The sequence below is a fragment of the Aquaspirillum soli genome (assembly GCF_054781915.1).
In genome coordinates this window covers 66,172-84,878 of the sequence record NZ_BAAGTM010000005.1, presented here as the reverse complement: position 1 = coordinate 84,878, position 18,707 = coordinate 66,172, and the positions used below count along the sequence as shown (strand labels likewise).

Annotated in this window: 15 protein-coding genes; 9 read left to right on the top strand and 6 right to left on the bottom strand. The window is 49.1% G+C overall.

Annotation, left to right across the window (positions count from 1 at the left end):
- The first annotated feature begins 13 nt into the window (after window positions 1-13).
- The 5 genes from ACYVJG_RS06805 (at window position 14) to ACYVJG_RS06785 (ending at window position 8,516) form a co-directional block, all read left to right on the top strand.
- Window positions 14-1,159 carry a trans-sulfuration enzyme family protein gene (locus tag ACYVJG_RS06805; RefSeq protein WP_460430379.1) on the top strand — a complete coding sequence of 382 codons (1,146 nt, stop codon included), beginning with the start codon at window positions 14-16 and terminating at the stop codon, window positions 1,157-1,159.
- 17 nt (window positions 1,160-1,176) lie between these two features.
- Window positions 1,177-2,079 carry an oxygen-dependent coproporphyrinogen oxidase gene (gene hemF, locus ACYVJG_RS06800; protein WP_460430378.1) on the top strand — a complete coding sequence of 301 codons (903 nt, stop codon included), beginning with the start codon at window positions 1,177-1,179 and terminating at the stop codon, window positions 2,077-2,079.
- A gap of 269 nt (window positions 2,080-2,348) precedes the next feature.
- The gene (gltB, locus tag ACYVJG_RS06795; RefSeq protein WP_460430377.1) at window positions 2,349-6,797 is read left to right on the top strand and encodes a glutamate synthase large subunit; all 4,449 of its coding nucleotides are present in this window, start codon (window positions 2,349-2,351) and stop codon (window positions 6,795-6,797) included.
- Between the two features lie 14 nt (window positions 6,798-6,811).
- Window positions 6,812-8,224: an FAD-dependent oxidoreductase gene (locus tag ACYVJG_RS06790; protein WP_460430376.1), complete on the top strand. Its 1,413-nt coding sequence runs from the start codon at window positions 6,812-6,814 to the stop codon at window positions 8,222-8,224.
- Between the two features lie 76 nt (window positions 8,225-8,300).
- Entirely contained in the window at window positions 8,301-8,516 is a 216-nt protein-coding gene (locus ACYVJG_RS06785; RefSeq protein ID WP_022654120.1) for a hypothetical protein, read from the top strand.
- On the opposite strand, the gene nfsB is transcribed toward ACYVJG_RS06785, so the two are convergent.
- Window positions 8,513-9,166 carry an oxygen-insensitive NAD(P)H nitroreductase gene (nfsB, locus tag ACYVJG_RS06780; protein ID WP_460430375.1) on the bottom strand — a complete coding sequence of 218 codons (654 nt, stop codon included), beginning with the start codon at window positions 9,164-9,166 and terminating at the stop codon, window positions 8,513-8,515. The two genes, ACYVJG_RS06785 and nfsB, sit on opposite strands and share 4 nt — an antisense overlap.
- Window positions 9,167-9,370: 204 nt before the next feature.
- Here nfsB and ACYVJG_RS06775 point away from each other — a divergent pair, with 204 nt between their 5' ends.
- Both ACYVJG_RS06775 and ACYVJG_RS06770 read left to right on the top strand, forming a co-directional pair.
- Window positions 9,371-9,973 carry a glutathione S-transferase N-terminal domain-containing protein gene (locus ACYVJG_RS06775; protein ID WP_022654122.1) on the top strand — a complete coding sequence of 201 codons (603 nt, stop codon included), beginning with the start codon at window positions 9,371-9,373 and terminating at the stop codon, window positions 9,971-9,973.
- 11 nt (window positions 9,974-9,984) lie between these two features.
- On the top strand, window positions 9,985-10,446 hold the full coding sequence (locus ACYVJG_RS06770) for a ClpXP protease specificity-enhancing factor (RefSeq protein ID WP_022654123.1): 462 nt from the start codon (window positions 9,985-9,987) through the stop codon (window positions 10,444-10,446).
- Between the two features lie 56 nt (window positions 10,447-10,502).
- Here the strand turns inward: ACYVJG_RS06770 and ACYVJG_RS06765 are convergent, their stop codons facing one another.
- Window positions 10,503-10,985 carry a universal stress protein gene (locus ACYVJG_RS06765; RefSeq protein WP_460430374.1) on the bottom strand — a complete coding sequence of 161 codons (483 nt, stop codon included), beginning with the start codon at window positions 10,983-10,985 and terminating at the stop codon, window positions 10,503-10,505.
- A gap of 120 nt (window positions 10,986-11,105) precedes the next feature.
- Window positions 11,106-11,570, bottom strand: coding sequence for a GNAT family N-acetyltransferase (locus ACYVJG_RS06760; protein WP_460430373.1), 465 nt, complete (start codon window positions 11,568-11,570; stop codon window positions 11,106-11,108).
- Window positions 11,571-11,651: 81 nt separating this feature from the next.
- Here ACYVJG_RS06760 and parC point away from each other — a divergent pair, with 81 nt between their 5' ends.
- On the top strand, window positions 11,652-13,937 hold the full coding sequence (gene parC / locus ACYVJG_RS06755; protein ID WP_460430372.1) for a DNA topoisomerase IV subunit A: 2,286 nt from the start codon (window positions 11,652-11,654) through the stop codon (window positions 13,935-13,937).
- A 51-nt stretch (window positions 13,938-13,988) separates the two neighbouring features.
- Here parC and ACYVJG_RS06750 read toward each other — a convergent pair whose 3' ends face one another.
- Complete coding sequence (locus ACYVJG_RS06750; RefSeq protein WP_460430371.1) at window positions 13,989-16,034, bottom strand: hypothetical protein; 2,046 nt, start codon at window positions 16,032-16,034, stop codon at window positions 13,989-13,991.
- Between the two features lie 16 nt (window positions 16,035-16,050).
- Between ACYVJG_RS06750 and ACYVJG_RS06745 the strand changes: the two genes are divergently transcribed.
- A complete protein-coding gene (locus ACYVJG_RS06745) occupies window positions 16,051-16,608 on the top strand; it encodes a hypothetical protein (protein ID WP_460430370.1) in 558 nt (185 codons plus the stop codon).
- A gap of 305 nt (window positions 16,609-16,913) precedes the next feature.
- Here the strand turns inward: ACYVJG_RS06745 and ACYVJG_RS06740 are convergent, their stop codons facing one another.
- Together ACYVJG_RS06740 and ACYVJG_RS06735 are read right to left on the bottom strand one after the other, a co-directional pair.
- Window positions 16,914-17,864, bottom strand: coding sequence for a hypothetical protein (locus tag ACYVJG_RS06740; protein WP_460430369.1), 951 nt, complete (start codon window positions 17,862-17,864; stop codon window positions 16,914-16,916).
- On the bottom strand, window positions 17,864-18,679 hold the full coding sequence (locus ACYVJG_RS06735) for a hypothetical protein (protein ID WP_460430368.1): 816 nt from the start codon (window positions 18,677-18,679) through the stop codon (window positions 17,864-17,866). The genes ACYVJG_RS06740 and ACYVJG_RS06735 overlap by 1 nt, the downstream gene beginning before the upstream one ends.
- Window positions 18,680-18,707 lie beyond the last annotated feature (28 nt).

Genomic DNA, 18,707 nt, shown 5'->3' with positions numbered 1-18,707 from the left:
GAGGGCCTTTAGGATGCAGTTTGCTACGCTTGCCGTTCATGCCGGCTATCAACCTTTAGATGACCGTCACCATGCGGTGATGTCTCCGATTTATCAAAGCTCGATTTTTGTTCATGAAACATTGGATAGCCAACAACCGTTTAGCTATTCCCGCAGTGCCAACCCAACCCGCAGCGCATTAGAAAACACCGTCGCTGCTTTAGAAGGGGGACGTTTTGGCTTTGCCTTTGCCAGCGGCATGGCAGCGATTGATACCGTACTGCGCGCCACCCTTCAACCGGGGGATGAGGTGATTGCCGTTGCGGATTTATACGGCGGCGCCTATCGTTTGTTGACCCGTTTATATGCAGAAAGTGGTATCAAAGTCACATTCGCCGACTTACGCCAACCGGAAACCCTACGCAGTTTACTCAATCCTGCGGTGAAATTAGTGTGGCTAGAATCCCCGTCAAACCCCTTGTTGAATCTGGTGGATATCGCCGCTTTGGCCGACATTGCCCATCAAGCAGGGGTGAAAGTTGCCATCGACAACACCTTTGCTACCCCCTACTTACAACAGCCATTGGCGTTAGGGGTGGATATTGTGATGCACTCGGCAACCAAATATCTCGGTGGACATTCTGATGTGATTTTAGGTGTAGTGATTGTCAATGATGAAGCCCTTGCTGCCCGTATCAAATTGGTTCAAAACAGTGCCGGTGCGGTGGCTGGGCCGCAAGACAGTTTTTTAGTGTCACGCGGCATCAAAACCTTACACCTGCGTATGGATCGCCATTGTCAAACTGCGTTGCAACTGGCGCAGTGGTTAGAAACACACCCTGCCGTGGCGCATGTGTTTTACCCGGGTTTAGCCTCCCATCCACAACATGCGTTGGCAACACGCCAAATGAAAGCCTTTGGCGGCATTGTGTCGATTTATCTCAAAGAAGACAGTCGCGCCGCAGCCGAGCGTGTCGCACAACGCTTGCAGTTATTTGCGCTCGGTGAATCGCTTGGGGGGGTGGAATCCATCGTCAATCACTCCGCCACCATGTCGCATGGCTCTATGCCAGCAGCAGTGAAAACGGCGTGTGGCATTCGTGAGGGCTTGTTGCGTTTGTCGTTTGGAGTGGAAGATGCAGCGGATTTACAGGCAGATTTGGCGCAGGCTTTGGCGTAATTAAGAAAGGAAAAGGGATGCAGGTTGAAGTCATCAAAGACTATTTCACCGATTTACAACAGCGAATCGTGGCTGGTTTAGAACAGTTAGATGGCGGCAAAGTCGCTTTTTTACGCGATAGTTGGCAGCGTGCCGAAGGCGGTGGCGGTTTATCGTGTGTGATTGAAAACGGCGCATTGTTTGAACGCGGTGGAGTGAATTTCTCGCATGTGCAAGGGGCCGCCTTACCACCATCGGCAACCGCTGTGCGGCCAGAGCTGGCAGGCCGCCACTTTGAAGCCATGGGGGTGTCGTTAGTCTTACACCCACGTAATCCCTATGTGCCAACGGTACATATGAATGTGCGTTTTTTTATTGCCTATAAAGAGGGCGCCGAACCAGTGTGGTGGTTTGGCGGCGGCATGGATTTAACACCGTATTATGGTTTTGAGGAGGATGCGGTGCATTTTCATCGCACCTGTCAACAAGCACTGCAGCCGTTTGGTGAACAGTGGTATCCCGAATTTAAACAATGGTGTGACCGTTATTTCTTCCTCAAACACCGCAACGAGGCGCGGGGGGTGGGGGGCATTTTCTTTGATGATTTTAACTCTCTGCCATTCGAGCAATGTTTTGCCCTGACTCGCAGTGTGGGGGATCACTTCTTGCTTGCCTACCAACCGATTGTGGCAAGACGACGTGAGTTGCCATACGGCGAAACGCAACGCGATTGGCAGGCCTTCCGTCGTGGTCGCTATGTTGAATTTAATTTAGTGTGGGACCGTGGCACGTTGTTTGGTTTGCAATCGGGTGGTCGTACAGAATCGATTTTGATGTCGATGCCGCCGGTGGTGAAATGGCGTTATGACTGGCAGCCCGAACCCAATACACCCGAGGCCGATTTGTTGCATGCTTACTTACCTGAACGGCAATGGGTTTAATTTGCACTTTTATAGTGCAATAAACGCACAAAATCAGTGCATTGCACTTATTTTGTGCGTTTATCTGCTTTGCGTGTCGTTTTTATAGAGAAAAACGTCCGTTTTACAAAAAATCTTTTTTCATTTACTGTCAAAAAACCGTCAAAAATCAATATAAGTATTTGATTTTTAATGTTTTGTGCCATGCACAAAAAAGGTTTGCTGATTTTGTCTTGCCGGCCGTACAATCGAAATATCCTGTTAATCATTCGACGCATAGGCAATTCGGTATGGAAAGACAAAATTGGTTGCAGGGCACCCTCTATCGCCCGCAATTTGAGCAGGACAGCTGTGGTTTTGGCCTGATCGCTCAACTCGATGACAAACCGAGCCATTGGCTGGTAAAAACGGCGATGAGTTCGCTGGCCCAACTGACCCACCGTGGTGCGGTGGCAGCAGACGGCAAGTCGGGCGATGGTTGTGGTTTGTTATTTCGTAAACCGGATGGCTTTTTGCGCGAAGTGGCCGCCGAAGCGGGGATTGCACTGAAAAAACACTATGCCGCAGGTTTGGTGTTTTCTCATCGTGATGACGCTATCGGAGCACAAAGCCGCGCAACCCTGACTGCCCAGCTCGAGGCACAAGGCCTTGAAGTGGCTGGTTTTCGCTTGGTGCCGACCGATGCCGGTGCGTGCGGTGAATATGCCTTAAAAACACTGCCAGCCATTCATCAAATTTTTGTCAATTGCCCGTTTGGGATGGATGAAGCGGTATTTCAGCGTCGCCTGTATATGGGCCGCCGGCAAGCCGAAAAAGCCAATCAAAGCGATACCTCGTTTTACATTCCAACACTCAACCCTCACACCTTGTCTTACAAGGGGTTAGTGACGCCGGATAATCTTTCTCGCTTTTTCCTCGACCTAAACGATGAACGGTTTGAGTCGAGTCTGTCGGTTTTCCATCAGCGTTTTTCGACCAACACTTGGCCACAGTGGAAATTGGCACAGCCGTTCCGTTTCTTGGCGCACAACGGCGAAATCAATACCGTACAAGGCAACCGCTTTTGGGCTCATGCCCGTGAGCATGTGATGGCCTCGCCGTTGTTGGATATGGAAGCCGTGCGTCCGATGGTGCAAACCGACGGTTCGGACTCGATGAGTTTAGACAATATGCTCGAAGGGCTGTTGATGGGCGGCATTCCGCTGTTCCGTGCCCTGCGCTTATTGGTGCCGCCTGCTTGGCAAAATGTCGATTCAACAGATAAAGACCTGCGTGCGTTTTATGAATTTAATTCGATGCACATGGAACCGTGGGACGGCCCAGCGGGGATTGTCTTAACCGATGGTCGTTATGCAGCATGTATGCTCGATCGCAATGGTTTGCGTCCAGCACGCTATGTGGTGACCAAAGACCGTATTTTGACCATTTCCTCTGAAGTGGGCGTTTGGGATTATGCGCCTGAAGATGTGGTGTTAAAGGGACGAGTAAAGCCGGGGCAAATTTTTGCTGCCGATTTAACCACCGGACAGCTGTTGTTCCCCGAAGACATTGATGCTTTGTTGAAATCGGCCAAACCCTACCGGCAATGGATTAAAGACAACGCTAAAAAACTCGAATTCTCTCTCGAAGACGATACCAAACTGGAAGCGATGACCAGCGATGAGCTGTTGGTCTATCAAAAAATGTTTGGCTTATCGTTTGAAGAACGCGATCAAATCATCCGTGTGTTAGCGGAAGATGGCCAAGAAGCCGTCGGTTCGATGGGAGATGACACGCCAATGGCGGTGTTGTCACAACAAGCACGCTCACCGTTTGATTATCTGCGGCAACAATTTGCTCAAGTCACCAACCCACCGATCGACCCGATTCGCGAAGCGATTGTGATGTCGCTGGCAACGGCGTTTGGCCCAGAGCGCAATCCGTTTGAAGAAACCGCCGAACACGCCAAACGCTTGGAAGTACGCAGTCCGGTGTTGTCACATGAAAAATTTACTCATGTTACGACCCGCCCCGAACCGTATCTGAAAGCCACCACTTTCGATCTTTGCTACGACCCACTCGAAACCGATTTGGAAGGGGCGATTCGTCGCCTGTGTCAGCATGTGATTGAAGCCGTGCGTGAAGACACGGTGATTGTGGTGTTATCAGATCGCAATATCGCCGCACAACGTCTGCCAATTCATGCTTTGTTTGCCGTGGGTGCCGTGCATCATGCGTTGATTGAGGCAGGGTTACGTTGTAAAGCCAATATCTTGGTTGAAACCGCCACCGCGCGCGACCCACATCAATTTGCGTGTTTAATTGGCTACGGCGCAACGGCGGTGTATCCCTACTTGGCCTACAAAACCATTGTTGATTTGGTCAACACGGGTGTGGTCAATAAGAAAATTAACGAAGCATTGCAGTATTACCGCAAGGGGATTAACAAAGGCTTGTTGAAAGTCCTCTCGAAGATGGGTATTTCAACTGTGGCCAGCTACCGAGGTGCACAACTGTTTGAAGCGGTTGGGGTGCATCACGATGTGGTAAATCTGTGTTTGAAAGACACCGTGAGTCGAGTGTCTGGTGCGCGTTTTGAGGATTTTGAAGCCGATCAAAAGAAACTGGCGCGGGCGGCATTTAATCCAATGCGTGCAGTGCAGCAGGGCGGTTTGTTGAAATACGTCCACGGCGAGGAATATCACGCTTATAACCCCGACGTCGTGATGATGTTGCAAAAAGCGGTACAAAACGACGATTACGACGCTTATCAAACCTATGCACATCTGGTGAACACGCGCCCAGTGGCGATGTTCCGTGATTTGATGGGGCTCAAACTCGATCCTAGCCAAGCTATTCCAATTGAAGAAGTCGAACCAATTGAAGCGATTTTAAAACGCTTCGATTCGGCGGGGATGTCGTTGGGGGCCTTGTCGCCTGAGGCACACGAGGCTTTAGCCGAAGCCATGAATCGTTTAGGCGGGCGTTCCAATTCTGGCGAAGGTGGCGAAGACCCTGCGCGCTACGGCACGGTCAAGATGTCGAAGATTAAGCAAGTGGCTTCCGGTCGCTTTGGGGTAACCCCCCATTATTTGGTGAATGCTGAAGTGCTGCAAATCAAGGTGGCACAGGGCGCGAAACCGGGCGAGGGTGGACAGTTGCCGGGGGATAAAGTCAGCCCGCTGATTGCACGCTTACGCTGTTCCAAACCCGGTATCAGCCTGATTTCGCCACCACCACACCATGACATCTATTCGATTGAAGATTTGGCACAACTGATTTTCGACCTGAAACAAGTCAACCCGACTGCATTGGTATCGGTGAAATTGGTGGCCGAACCCGGGGTGGGGACGATTGCGGCTGGGGTGGCAAAAGCCTATGCCGATTTAATTACTATCTCTGGTTACGATGGTGGCACAGGCGCTTCGCCGCTAACGTCAGTGAAATATGCCGGTACGCCGTGGGAGCTGGGCCTGACCGAGGCTCAACAAGTCTTGCGTGCCAATGGTCTGCGCGGTCGGGTGCGGATGCAAACTGATGGCGGCTTAAAAACCGGTTTGGATGTGGTGAAAGCGGCCATTTTGGGGGCGGAGTCGTTTGGTTTTGGTACCGGCCCGATGGTGGCCTTGGGATGTAAATTCCTGCGGATTTGTCACCTCAACAACTGCGCCACCGGTGTGGCAACGCAAGAGGTCAAACTGCGTAGCAAGTATTTTATTGGCTTGCCAGAAATGGTGATGAACTACTTCCTGTTTATTGCCCGTGAAACACGCGAATGGATGGCGAAGTTAGGCGTACGCAGTATGGAAGAGCTGATTGGCCGTTTGGATTTGCTGCACATTGCTACACCGCAAAGCGACAAACAACAAAAACTCGATCTCTCCGCATTGATGACCCAAGGCGATATTCCAGCAGACGAACCACGTTTTTGTGTTGTCGATGCTAACCCGTCTTTTGATAAGGGTGAGCTAGCGGAACAGATGGTAGCCGATGCGCTGACCGCGATCCAAAACAAACAGATGCTGCATTTGAGCTACCCAATTCGCAATATCCATCGCTCAATTGGGGCCCGTGTTTCTGGTGAAATTGCGCGACAGCATGGTGCCGATGGCCTGCCAGAAGGATGTTTGACCTTTAAATTCAATGGTTCTGCCGGCCAAAGCTTTGGGGTGTGGAATGCTAAAGGGTTGACCTTAGAACTCGAAGGCGATGCCAACGACTATGTTGGCAAGGGCATGGCCGGTGGTCGGATTGTGATTTATCCGCCGAAGGTTTCACCCCTTAAGAGCAACGAATCCATCATTATCGGTAACACCTGCTTATATGGTGCAACCGGTGGTCAGTTGTTTGCGGCTGGGGTGGCTGGCGAACGCTTTGGGGTACGCAATTCTGGCGCGTTGGCGGTGATTGAAGGCGCGGGCGACCATTGTTGTGAATACATGACCGGTGGTGCGGTTGTGGTATTGGGTGAAACAGGGGTGAACTTTGGCGCGGGGATGACCGGCGGTGTGGCCTTTGTTTACGACCCCAACGAGCGTTTCCCATATCGCTATAACAACGAGCTGATTGATATTCATCTGATTAATGGTGAAGCAATGGGTCAATACCGTGCCTATTTGCTAGACAAAATTGCCAAGCATGTTGAACTGACTGGCAGCGATGTGGCGCGCGATATGTTGCAGAACTTCGATGATTATGTGGATTACTTCTGGGTCGTTAAACCGAAGGCCGCCACACTCGATAGCCTGTTGAAAGATTGAGAAACGGAAAAATCATGGGTGACGTATTTCAGTTTTTGAATGTGCAACGCAATCCGGGTGAAAAATTTCCGGCAGAGGCGCGCAAACAGCAGTTTTTTGAAATTTACAAACCATTGGCAGAAGGCGAAGCCGCCGAACAAGCTGGCCGGTGTTTGGCGTGTGGTAATCCCTATTGTGAGTGGGAATGCCCCGTTCACAACTACATTCCTAATTGGTTGAAATTGGTAAAAGAAGGCAAGTTATTTGAAGCGGCGGAAATGTCGCACAAAACCAATAGCTTGCCGGAAATCTGTGGTCGGGTATGTCCGCAAGACCGGTTGTGTGAAGGTGCTTGCACGCTGAATCAAGGCGGCTTTGGTGCAGTAACAATTGGCTCGGTGGAAAAATACATTACCGATGAAGCCTTAAAAGCCGGTTGGCGGCCAGATATGTCGAAAGTGATCTGGACGGATAAAAAAGTCGCGGTGATTGGCGCGGGGCCGGCAGGGTTGGCATGTGCTGATGTCTTGGCGCGTAACGGTGTGAAACCGGTGGTGTTCGACCGTTATGAAGAAATTGGCGGTCTGCTGACGTTTGGTATCCCAGAGTTCAAATTAGAGAAAGATGTGGTTAAACGTCGCCGCATGATCATGGAGGGAATGGGGGTGGAGTTCCGTCTTAATATCGAGGTGGGACGCGACATTCATATCGAAGATTTACTCGAACGCTACGACGCAGTGTTTATGGGCATGGGCGCCTATCAATATATGAAGGGCGGCTTTGCGGGTGAGGATCTGCCCGGCGTGGTCGAAGCGTTACCATTCTTAGTCAATAACATCCGCCACACCCTCGGCACTTTGGGGGCAGAACCTTTCCTTTCGATGGCAGGTTTGCGTGTGGTAGTGTTGGGCGGCGGTGATACTGCGATGGACTGTAACCGTACCTCGATTCGCCAAGGTGCAGCCAGCGTGACCTGTGCTTATCGGCGTGATGAAGCCAATATGCCCGGATCGAAGCGCGAAGTGGCCAATGCCAAAGAAGAAGGGGTCAATTTCTTGTGGAATCGTCAGCCGATGGCGATTACCCAAGCCGACGATGGTTCATTGCGGTTGCAACTGGCAGAAACCCGTTTGGGCGAACCCGATGCCAAAGGGCGGCGTCATGCAGACATTATTCCGGGGTCGGAACAGATCGTAGAATGTGACCGCGTGATTATTGCCTTCGGTTTCCAAACCGAGCGGGCAGAGTGGTTCGATCATGTGCGGATTGATACCGATGCGCGTGGCCGGACAGTGGCACCGGAACAGCAGCGTTTTAAACATCAAACCAGCAATCCCAAAGTGTTTGCTGGGGGCGATATGGTGCGCGGTGCTGATTTGGTGGTACGCGCCGTCTTTGAAGGACGGCAAGCCGCGGAGGGGATTTTGAACTACCTCGAAGTTTGGTAGTCCCCCATTTGTCTGTCACACTTTCGCACCGCCTAGGCAACCGCTTAGGCGGTGTTTGCTTAATAGAGGTTTTTTCATGCGATGGTTAGCGGGTGGCTTGGTGGCAGCAACGGCACTGTTGTTGTCTGGGTGTGCAGTGGTGGCGGTGGCTGATGCAGCCGTTACCGTGGTGGCAACAACCGTGAAAATTGGCGCAAAAACAGTGGGGGCGGCGGTAGATGTCACCGCCGCTGGGGTGCGGGCGGTGACATCGTCTGATGAAGACGAAGAAAAGAAAGAAACAGAGCGTTAAATTTCGCTGATTACGTCGCTTTGTGGCAGGCGTGATTTTGGTAGATGCTTGTTGAAATCACTCTCGGCATGGTGGCCCAAGGCCAATAACACCGAAGCAGTATAACCCTGCTGGCGCAGGCCCAATTCTTCATTCAAGATGGCGGCATCAAAGCCTTCAATCGGGCAGGCATCAATCCCCAAGACACTGGCCCCTAACAAGGCGGTGCCGAGGGCAAGATAGACCTGCTTTTCCATCCAATGTTGCGCGTCTTTCAGCTCGTAACGGTGCATATTGACGAAATGGCTGCGGCCGGCGTGTTGATTTTGTTTTGCCTCAGCCGTTGGCAAGCGGCCATCTTGCTCTTCTTGGTTTAACAAGCGTTGCAGATGGTCGTCATCGATGCTCGCCCGTGTGCAAAACACCACCACATGCGAGGCATTCAACACTTTGGCAGCATTAAACTCATAACGGCCACTGGTGGCTTTGGCAATACGGGCCTTACCTTCTTCTGTCCCCGCCAGCACAAAGTGCCAAGGTTGGGAATTGGTGGAGGACGGGCTATAGCGCAGCAAGGTTTTTATTTCTTCGACTTGTGCTTGGCTCAGTTTGCGGCTGCTATCAAACGCTTTGCTGGTATAACGGCGAGTGACGAGTTCTGACAACATCATGGTGCTATCCTTAGTCTAAGGTGTTAAAAAATGAGAAGACAGTGTGATGCTGTTTTGTGTGTTCTTCAACCGATGGCCCAAAAAAATATTTTCCTTTTATCAATCAATCAATTATCGAGATTTATTCGCGAAACCCGTGGCTAAAGTGTTACACTCACACATTGTTTTTTTCTATTTTTTCATCTTGACAGGAGTTTTTTCATCATGATGACGCTTTATTCCGGTACCACCTGCCCGTTTAGCCATCGCTGTCGTATTGTCCTGTTCGAGAAAGGCATGGATTTCACCATCAACGATGTTGACGTGCACAACAAGCCGGAAGATTTGGCGGTGATGAATCCTTACAATGAAGTGCCCGTGTTGGTTGAGCGTGACCTGACTTTGTACGAATCCAACATCATCAACGAATACATCGACGAACGTTTCCCCCATCCACAACTGATGCCAGCAGACCCCATCATGCGGGCACGGGCACGGTTGTTCCTCTATCGTTTTGAGCAAGAATTGTTTGTGCATGTCCGCACATTAGAAGGCACACCGAAAAAAGCCGAAGCCGATCGTGCACGTGAAGCGATTCGCCAAAGCCTGACCCAAATTGCCCCTGTTTTTGCGCGTCAAAAATTTATGTTGGGTGATGAGTTTTCGATGATTGATGTGGCGGTGGCACCGTTAATGTGGCGCTTGGAACACTATCACATTGATTTGGGCAAAGCCGCTGCACCATTGTTGAAATACTCTGAGCGTCTGTTTAGCCGTCAAGCCTTTATCGATTCGCTGACGCCAGCTGAAAAAGCAATGCGTAAGTAAGGGAACCCAGCATGAACGCCAGTACCAAGCCCTATTTCATTCGTGCTTTGCATGAATGGTGTAGCGACCAAGGTTTCACGCCCTATCTTGCGGTGTGGGTGGACAGTCGAGTCAATGTGCCGATGGCCTATGTGCGCAACAATGAAATTGTGCTGAATATCGCCGACAGTGCAACCCGCGATCTCACCATCAACAACGATGCGATTTATTTCTCGGCACGTTTTTCTGGCATGGTACATGAGGTGTATGTGCCGATTGCGAATGTGATTTCGCTGTTTGCACGTGAAACGGGCGAAGGGATGCACTTTGATGTTGAGCCCTTAGCCGAGGGGAACGATGCGCCTCATGCTGCAGAGGCCACCGCTTTGCATTTAGCTTCTGCAGAGCAAGAAACCTCGAACGATGAGGAAGAGGACGACGATCCACCTCCATCACGGCCTCGTGGTCGGCCACAGTTGCGTGTGGTGAAGTGATGTCAACACGACAACGCCCCAAAAACGGGGCGTTGTTGTCGTGAACTGGACATGCCTTATTGCAGCATAGGGGCTTTGCCCGGTTGTTGTTCTGGGTTTCTGATAATGAGCAATGGAGAATAGGTGTGTCTCATCACGGCTTCGGCAACGCTGCCTAACATCAGATGCAGCATACCACCACGACCGTGGGTGCCCATCACAATCAGATCCACCATCAATTCGTTGGCTTCTTCCACAATTTGTTCAGCGACTTCGCTGCCACCGCCCCAACAAGAGCGCGTGTTGGATGAAGTTTCGATGCCGGCGGCTTGGGCGGTTGCTCGAGCATTGGCCAAGACTTTTTCGCTATAGGTTTTGGCTTGGTTACGCAGACCTGTTGGGTCTGGCATACCAACATCTGCGCTTGCCAGATCAAACAAGTTCACAACGTGTAACAAGTGCAGACGGGCATCGCACAGTTTGGCTTGTTTGATGGCTTGTTCGAGTGCTAATTGTGCGTTAGCACTATCGTCAAGGGCGGCAAGAATCAGTTTATACATTAAAAAATCTCCGCAATGTCGGAATAGTAGTGAATCGATGAAACGTAACCGATGATATTATCGGTTCAATCCCCAGTAATTTTACGAGGGTTTCTACCTAATTTGACACAAAATAGTATTTTAAACTGATTTGCGCAACATGGTTTGATGCAATACGCCACCATCGTCAAAAAGTTCACCCTGTGCGACAAAGCCAAATTGAGCATATAGCCCACATTTGTCATATTGTGCTGAGAGCATAATATCTTGTCGTGGCCATAACGATACTGTTTCTGTGAGGGCATAGGCAAACAGTTTTTTTCCCAACCCCAAATGTCGCCATGCCGGAGCAATAACCACGCGCCCAATAGCCGCACAATGGGGGTATTTTAGGTCGGGTGGTAAGAGGCGGGCATAGGCAACGAGGCCAGCGGTGGGGTGCCAAGCACAGACATGGTGTGAATCTATATCTAAACCATCAACATCGCCATATAAAGATAGTTGTTCTAATACAAAGACTTGGTTACGCAAGGCCAAGATGGCATATAGCTGCTCAACCCCTAGTTGATGAAACGGTTGGCACGTCCAGTGCAAATCAGTGTCCATAGCTTTCCATTAAATTGATGAAATTGCCGACTTTAGCATTCCAAAAAGCGATTGCGCTTGTTGTGTGAAGGATATTTTTGCATGAGTGATTTGTTTTCTACTGCTGCGGCAGACAGTGAAGCGTCTTTACCATTAGATCGTTATGCCGAGCGTGCTTATCTAGAATATGCGATGAGCGTGGTGCGTGGGCGGGCGTTGCCTGAGCTGGCCGATGGCCAAAAGCCAGTGCAGCGGCGGATTTTATTTGCCATGAAAGAAATGGGGTTGTTGGCAGGTGCCAAACCAGTGAAATCGGCCCGTGTGGTCGGTGAAATTCTTGGTAAGTTCCATCCTCATGGTGACAGTTCAGCCTATGAAGCGTTGGTGCGGATGGCGCAGGATTTTACCTTGCGTTATCCCCTGATTGATGGGCAAGGTAATTTTGGCAGCCGTGATGGTGATGACGCGGCAGCCATGCGCTATACCGAAGCGCGCCTGACACCGATTGCCGCCTTATTACTGAGTGAATTGGATCAGGGGACGGTTGATTTTATCCCGAACTACGATGGCGCTTTTGACGAACCAAAGCTATTACCGGCGCGTTTGCCGATGGTGTTGCTCAATGGCGCCACAGGGATTGCGGTGGGGATGGCAACCGATATTCCGCCACACAATTTGCAAGAAGTAGCAGCGGCAGCAGTGGCCTTGTTGCGGCAGCCGAATCTGTCCTGTGCTGAGTTAATGCAATACATCCCGGGGCCAGATTTCCCCGGTGGTGGACAAATTATTACGCCGGCGGCCGACTGTCTTGCCATTTATGAACAAGGGCGTGGCAGTGTGCGGGTGCGGGCGCGTTGGAAAATTGAAACCTTGGCACGCAACCAATGGCGGGTGGTGGTGTATGAACTGCCCCCCGGTTGTTCGGCGAAAAAGGTGTTAGCAGAAATTGAAGAAGGGACCAATCCCAAGCCGCGTGCCAATAAAAAAGGATTGTCGGCAGAGCAACAAAATTTGAAGGCACTGTGGCTGAGTCAGTTAGAACGTGCTCGCGATGAATCTGATCAAAAACAGCCGGTGCGCTTGGTGTTTGAACCGAAATCGAGCCGTCAAGACCCCGATGTTTTTATCAATTTATTGCTGACCCACACCTCGTTAGAGTGCAATGTTTCGCTGAATTTTGTCATGTTGGGCATGGACGGCCGGCCACAGCAAAAGGGTTTACCCGCCATTTTGCAGGAGTGGATTGGCTTCCGTTTGGCGACAGTGACGCGCCGCTTGCAATATCACCTCGATCACACGCAAGCCCGCATCCATATTTTGCAAGGGCGGATGACGGTATTTTTGAATTTGGACGCGGTGATTGCGGTAATTCGTGATTCGGATACACCAAAAACCGATCTCATGCGGCAATTTGGTTTATCGCAAACCCAAGCCGAAGATATTTTAGAGATTCGCCTACGCCAGTTGGCACGGTTAGAACATGAAAAATTGGCAAACGAGTTACAGCAGTTGTCTGGTGAAGCCGAACGACTGACCCAGTTGTTGCAAGATGAACGGGCGAAGCAAAAGCTGGTGATTCGTGAAATTGAGGCGGATGCGGCGAAATATGGCGACCCTCGCCGTACGTTGATGCAGGCAGCGGAAAAAGCAACGTTGACGCAACAAGCCGCCGATGAGCCGGTCACGGTGATTTTGTCACAGAAGGGGTGGATTCGTAGCCGTGCTGGGCATGGTGTCGATGTGGCCACCTTGTCGTTTAAAGATGGGGATGCACTGCATAGTGTGGTGGAAACCCGCACTGTGTGGCCATTGGTCTTGCTCGATCAATATGGTCGTTGCTATTCCCTCGACTGCGCCACGCTGCCCGGGGGGCGTGGTGAAGGGGTGCCGCTGAGTTCGTTGATTGAAGTGCAGGAAAACGCTGAGATTGTCGCAATGTTGGCTGGGCCGGCTGAACAGCGTTATTTGGTCAGTGGCAGCGGCGGTTATGGCTTTATTGCCCCGTTAAAAGAGATGTTATCGCGAGTTCGAGCGGGTAAGGCTTTTTTAACGGTCAATGAAGAGGAACGTGCCCTGCCGCCGGTGCTCATTCCAGAACACGCGCAACAGGTGTTTGTGTTAACGCAGCAATCGCGTGCGCTTGCATTTGCCTTGTCTGAATTAAAAGAGATGAACAAAGGTCGTGGGCTACAGTTTTTGTCGTTGGAGGAAGGCGATAGCGTGCTGTCGGCGGTGGCCGTGGCAGGTGAACGGGTGGTGCTGACGATTCGGTTGCGGACGGGACGAGAAGATGAACTTTCCCTGTCCCTCGCCGACTTCGCCGCCAAACGCGGCCGCCGTGGTAAGCCCTTGCCGAAGAAGGTGCAGTTGCTTGCGGTGAAGGCTTAATTTACCCACGCTGCCCGCTCAGTGGCCAACCACCATGAGCGGGCGATTGGCTTAAAGGGCGTTCAAATCCAGCTTTTGTACGCCCATTAAATTGTCCTGCTTCAAATCGCTTTCTTCTGACACAGCGGCAAGGTTGATGACAGAAGGGGTGGTGGCTTTAGCAAACAAGCGCGCACCGGCAGGCGCAGCAGGGAAGTCCAAACGATGTAGTTTTAGCTCAGGATCACCCTCGGTCATGCCGGTTTGGGCACGCGGGCTGTTGGTTGCGCTGAGGTAGAACACCCCTTCTTGCAAGCGCCCGATTTCATGCCATGAGTCATAAGACGAACGCGGCGACAGCTTCGGTTCTAACTGGCCGCGCCGCATCCGCCCGACAAACCAAGCAAATGGCGCTTGGCCTTCGTGTTGGGCGTGAATATGGTTTTTCAGCAGAATATTTTTCCCGGGGGATACCCGCAGCAAGCCCAAGGCCACGCCGGTTTTGGCGGTGGGGGCGTGGGGATTTTTTTCGTCCATCGGCAACGGTGGATGCACAATGATTTCTGGCACTGGGTTACCCTCACCAAAGGCTTTTGTTAACGCTTCGTTGAGATGGCTTTCTTCAAAAAATGCTGTGACATAGCGTGAACGGCTGCCGTTGCCTGCCAACAAAACGTGAATCGACTTCTCTTTTGGTAACAATTCATTTACCGTTGCTAATTCCACTAAGAAAGCCTCGCCACCACGGAAAATACGCTGTTGCAGTAATTTTTCTAAGGCTTCCGTATTAATTGCAATATCACAGCGGATTTTCTCTCCATCAGTTTTGATCAAATCCATTTTGATTTGGCTTTCGCACGACGAGAGAACATCTTCGCTACTGGCCTCTAAAAAAGGTCGCAGTTTGGCGGCAAGCATCACGGTGTTGGTTTGTGCGGCTTGGGTTTTGGCCAAAAATGCTTCGCTGCCGGAAAAAAGTTGTGCGTCTAAAGGTTGGGTAAACTGGATTTTGTGTTTGCGAAGCTCTTCTAAATTTTGGCAAAACGTCTGATACACCAAATGTTCCAGCAGATTTTCCCCACCCAAGAAATTGTCGCCGCCGCTGGCCAAATGCTCGAAAACTTGTTCATACCCTTGGTCGTCTTCGTCATCGGTTGCCCACCGCAAGAAGCCAAAATCAAAGTCTGTTGTGCCGCCGCCAAAATCAAATACCGCATACGGCACGCCATCATCCGTTGGTTTAACGTCAAAATGTGCTAGGGCTGCTGCGGCATAGGCGGCGGGTTCGCTGGCTAACTCGTTGACTTCAAATTCGTTTAATACTTGGGGATGGTTGTCGATCAGCGTTTGCGGCAGGCTACGTTGTAGGCCTCGGCGGAAGCTGGCCAAAATGCGTTCTTTGACCTCTCGCGGATATTTAACGGGGAAGCTCAAATAGTATTTGAGGAACAGACCACGCTCACGGTGGTTGATGGCCATACCCAAATACCACGCATATAGCTCAATCGGGTCGAAAGGATCGTTTTGATTGATTTTTAATGGCTGGCCGCGCACGGGATTGCGTTCGCTGTGGGCCGGTAATTCAATCTCGCGGCCTTTGCGGTCGGTGATGCGGACACGGCGTTGTTCGGAGCGCAGCGCCCATTGTTTCAGGCGCGGCAAAATCGAAGCCAAAATCTCGGTGTCGCCTTGGTTATCGCGGAAGTTGGTTTGTGCTTCATGCGCGGCGCGCATCCAATTCCAATTTAACGCTGGCCGATAGGCTTTTTCAGTCCACGCCGTCCAAAACGAGGTGAAGTCCACACATTCCAACACAGTTGGGTTTTCAAAATCGGTGGCTTTAACGGTTTGGTAAAAATCTCGTACGCCAATACGCAGTAATTCGCGTTGGCCGGAACGGGTATCCATCGCTACGACTGTGCCACTGGTGCCAAAATCAATCGCAACAGCCTGTTTTTTAACATCTAAGAGAGGATCTCTAGCCACTAACTTTGAAGAAGTCCATTGTTCAGACTCTTGATTTGAAGCTGTCCACAGCTCCCACAATCCTTTGCTTGGATCGGTCAATTGCGCTTTACTTAGTTTTGGTAAACGGCAAGGTGTGTAATCAAGTAACATCAAGGGATGTTCTTCTTTGTATTTTTCTGATTCAGGTTTTTCGATTATTGAATTTGATAAGATTTTTTTTGAAATGGTAAATGTTGATTGGCTCGGTCCTGTATTTTTCTCAAATTCGCTAGATTCCAATTTAGAAAAAGGAATAACGTTAAATTTTTCCTTTAGTTTCTCCAAAGAAAGTTCACTGTTTTTACCTTTTAATAATGGCCAGCGTTTATCGATTTCAAAAATATTTCCATTCTTGACTGATCTCAAATCCCACTGTTTTGAGATTAAGTCTAAGAGGATTTTCTCTATTGGAGCATTTATCCATTGGCGATGGCAGGCAAAAACAATCCCTCGACGATGTACATTAATAGACCATGACGTTATGTCAATACAACCAGCATCAACCAAACACTCAGTAAAAAATCTTCCATTTATTGACTGTAAACGATATGGATTTCCTTTTCGCCAAGGGTTTTCATTGTTAGATATAAAAAAATATAATTCTTCTTGTGTTGGTAGCTGCCAGCCCTTTAAGCTCGCCCAATATGCGGTTGAAATGCAATCCTTGCCACCTTGTAAAGTATAATTTCGATTGCTATTTTCGTTACTCCATAGTAATCGACTTTTAATTTCAGTATCAAACACTGCCAATGCTATATGGTTTTTTTCGACAACAATGAAACGATTGTCTTTTAGAAATTTATCTAGTTCTGCAACAGGTGGGATGCAATGCGCTGTTTTCGAATCGAATAAAGCGATAGCTTTTTCAATAGAATTTTCTCCTTTGGGTAATACATGCCAAAATTGCACATTTTCTTCGCTCTTCTGATCAAGAACATTGTAGTTTTTTTTCATGGTATCCTCTGTAAAAATAATTTTTCTGCGAATTTTTTATTCGGTCATTACCAAGGGTTTACGCAAAAGCATTCCATTGTTATCTGAGATGCCAAATAAACACATTTCAGAAATGTAGTCCCCTGTTGGGGTGTTTTTGCTCTTTGTTTGCAAATTAAAATCAAAAGCAGAGTTAGGGTGAGCTATCGTTTTTTTGAATGGCGTTTTGGGCCAATAAAAATTTAACCAGTCAATAGCGGATGTTAATAGTGCAGATTCATCTTTGGTTGCACATCTTTTCTCATTTTCACATCGCTCTTTTATTACGTCCCAAAGGTCAGTAATGCTGTTTTTTTGTGAGAATACTGCTACTGTCCTTATTAATGCCTCTGTATTATCTTGCGGTAAGTCGTTTAGTTCAAACTTGGCAGCTAAATCCTCATTTTGACGCAGAAATATAACGCTAGGATTTGCTTTTTCTATTTTTTCACGATATAAGGTAAGCTCTTTTTCTATTTTTTTTATTTCTGATTTAAGATTATTGTTTTCGTTTTTTATGTTATGAATTTCTTTTTCTAGTTTAATTTTTTCGCATATTGAGATATTTATTTCTTCCTGTTTTCTATGTAATTGATTGGTTAAGGAAAGTTTAATTTCAATTAAGTTTTTATCTAAGGTTTCTTCTCGTTTTAAGAGATTTTGTTTTTCTTTTATTAAATCTTTGTTTGCTGTTCTTAAGGTATCTATTTCAGTATTTTTTTCTTCTAATTTTTGACGAAGATCTTTTATTTCTTGCTCAATAGATTCAACATAATTGCCATAGGGTTCTTTAACAGAAACAGACGCAAAGCTACGAATTAGGTCTTGTAGCGGTAGAAAATTTTTGAGCATCAAATGTAAATCAGAAACTTTAAAGCTAATATCTGCTGAGATTTGTTCGCTATCCCATGCCTCAGATAGTTTTTTTAGACGTTCCTGGTTTTGAAAACTTAGTTCCATTGTATTCATTAAATACTCTCCAATTGAACAATGTGGGCGCGCATTTCGGGGCGAAGGTTGAGTTTTTGGTATTGCGGGAGTTCTTGCACGAAATGCAAAATGTGCCGCTGCATTTCATTCGGCAAAGCACAAAACCGCCGTTGTAAAGTCCGCAAGGTTTCTTCGCTGGGCTCTGGATAGGGATTGGGTATATCAAAAGGCTCAACCCGTCCACACAGCGCCGCTAAATCGCTTGGGCCCAAAATGGTGAATACCCGAGAAAACAACGCTGGCAGATAGGTCAATAAACGCTCGGTGTCGATGTGTTGAATCGCTGCGTTTTGTGTCCGCAGACGTTCGTTTTCTTGCTGCAAATGAAGGCGCTCATATTCCAGTCTCGCCGACTCGGTTTGATGTTCCTTTAACAAAGCCGCCTGCATTTGCTCGCGTTCGCTGTTATTTTCCAAAGACAAAAACCACGGCAATAAACGCGATTCGATCAAACTCACTTCAGACAAATCCGGCGCGGCACCCAACGCAAAACGCTCCGCCAGCCATTCCCAGCTCAAACCCTGCATCACATGACCACCGCTCAAAAGTTCAGGCGCCGCCTTCGCCCAAAGCGGGCGGCTGGCAGCGTCAAACAGCCAATGGACATGGCTCGGGGTGATGCCGTCGCCATGCAAACGCGCCAGCACATCACGAAAAGCCTCGGTTAATGCCGCCGATGAATCGACTTTGAAGCAGGTTTCAGCTTGAATTTTGCAGCGGATCGGGGCTTTTTTTGGCTCCAGCCGCCAAGCGACAAGCGTGTTTGTCGCCAATAAAAAAACAATTGCATTCATGGTCAGGTATTTTTCTGTAAATCTAAAA

Coding starts and splice junctions, on each gene's coding strand:
- ACYVJG_RS06750 (WP_460430371.1), bottom strand. CDS start 16,034: ATGTTACTTGATTACACACCTTGCCGTTTACCAAAACTAAGTAAAGCG.
- ACYVJG_RS06740 (WP_460430369.1), bottom strand. CDS start 17,864: ATGAATACAATGGAACTAAGTTTTCAAAACCAGGAACGTCTAAAAAAA.
- ACYVJG_RS06770 (WP_022654123.1), top strand. CDS start 9,985: ATGAACGCCAGTACCAAGCCCTATTTCATTCGTGCTTTGCATGAATGG.
- ACYVJG_RS06775 (WP_022654122.1), top strand. CDS start 9,371: ATGATGACGCTTTATTCCGGTACCACCTGCCCGTTTAGCCATCGCTGT.
- ACYVJG_RS06785 (WP_022654120.1), top strand. CDS start 8,301: ATGCGATGGTTAGCGGGTGGCTTGGTGGCAGCAACGGCACTGTTGTTG.
- nfsB (WP_460430375.1), bottom strand. CDS start 9,166: ATGATGTTGTCAGAACTCGTCACTCGCCGTTATACCAGCAAAGCGTTT.
- ACYVJG_RS06765 (WP_460430374.1), bottom strand. CDS start 10,985: ATGTATAAACTGATTCTTGCCGCCCTTGACGATAGTGCTAACGCACAA.
- ACYVJG_RS06805 (WP_460430379.1), top strand. CDS start 14: ATGCAGTTTGCTACGCTTGCCGTTCATGCCGGCTATCAACCTTTAGAT.
- hemF (WP_460430378.1), top strand. CDS start 1,177: ATGCAGGTTGAAGTCATCAAAGACTATTTCACCGATTTACAACAGCGA.
- parC (WP_460430372.1), top strand. CDS start 11,652: ATGAGTGATTTGTTTTCTACTGCTGCGGCAGACAGTGAAGCGTCTTTA.
- ACYVJG_RS06760 (WP_460430373.1), bottom strand. CDS start 11,570: ATGGACACTGATTTGCACTGGACGTGCCAACCGTTTCATCAACTAGGG.
- ACYVJG_RS06735 (WP_460430368.1), bottom strand. CDS start 18,679: ATGAATGCAATTGTTTTTTTATTGGCGACAAACACGCTTGTCGCTTGG.
- gltB (WP_460430377.1), top strand. CDS start 2,349: ATGGAAAGACAAAATTGGTTGCAGGGCACCCTCTATCGCCCGCAATTT.
- ACYVJG_RS06790 (WP_460430376.1), top strand. CDS start 6,812: ATGGGTGACGTATTTCAGTTTTTGAATGTGCAACGCAATCCGGGTGAA.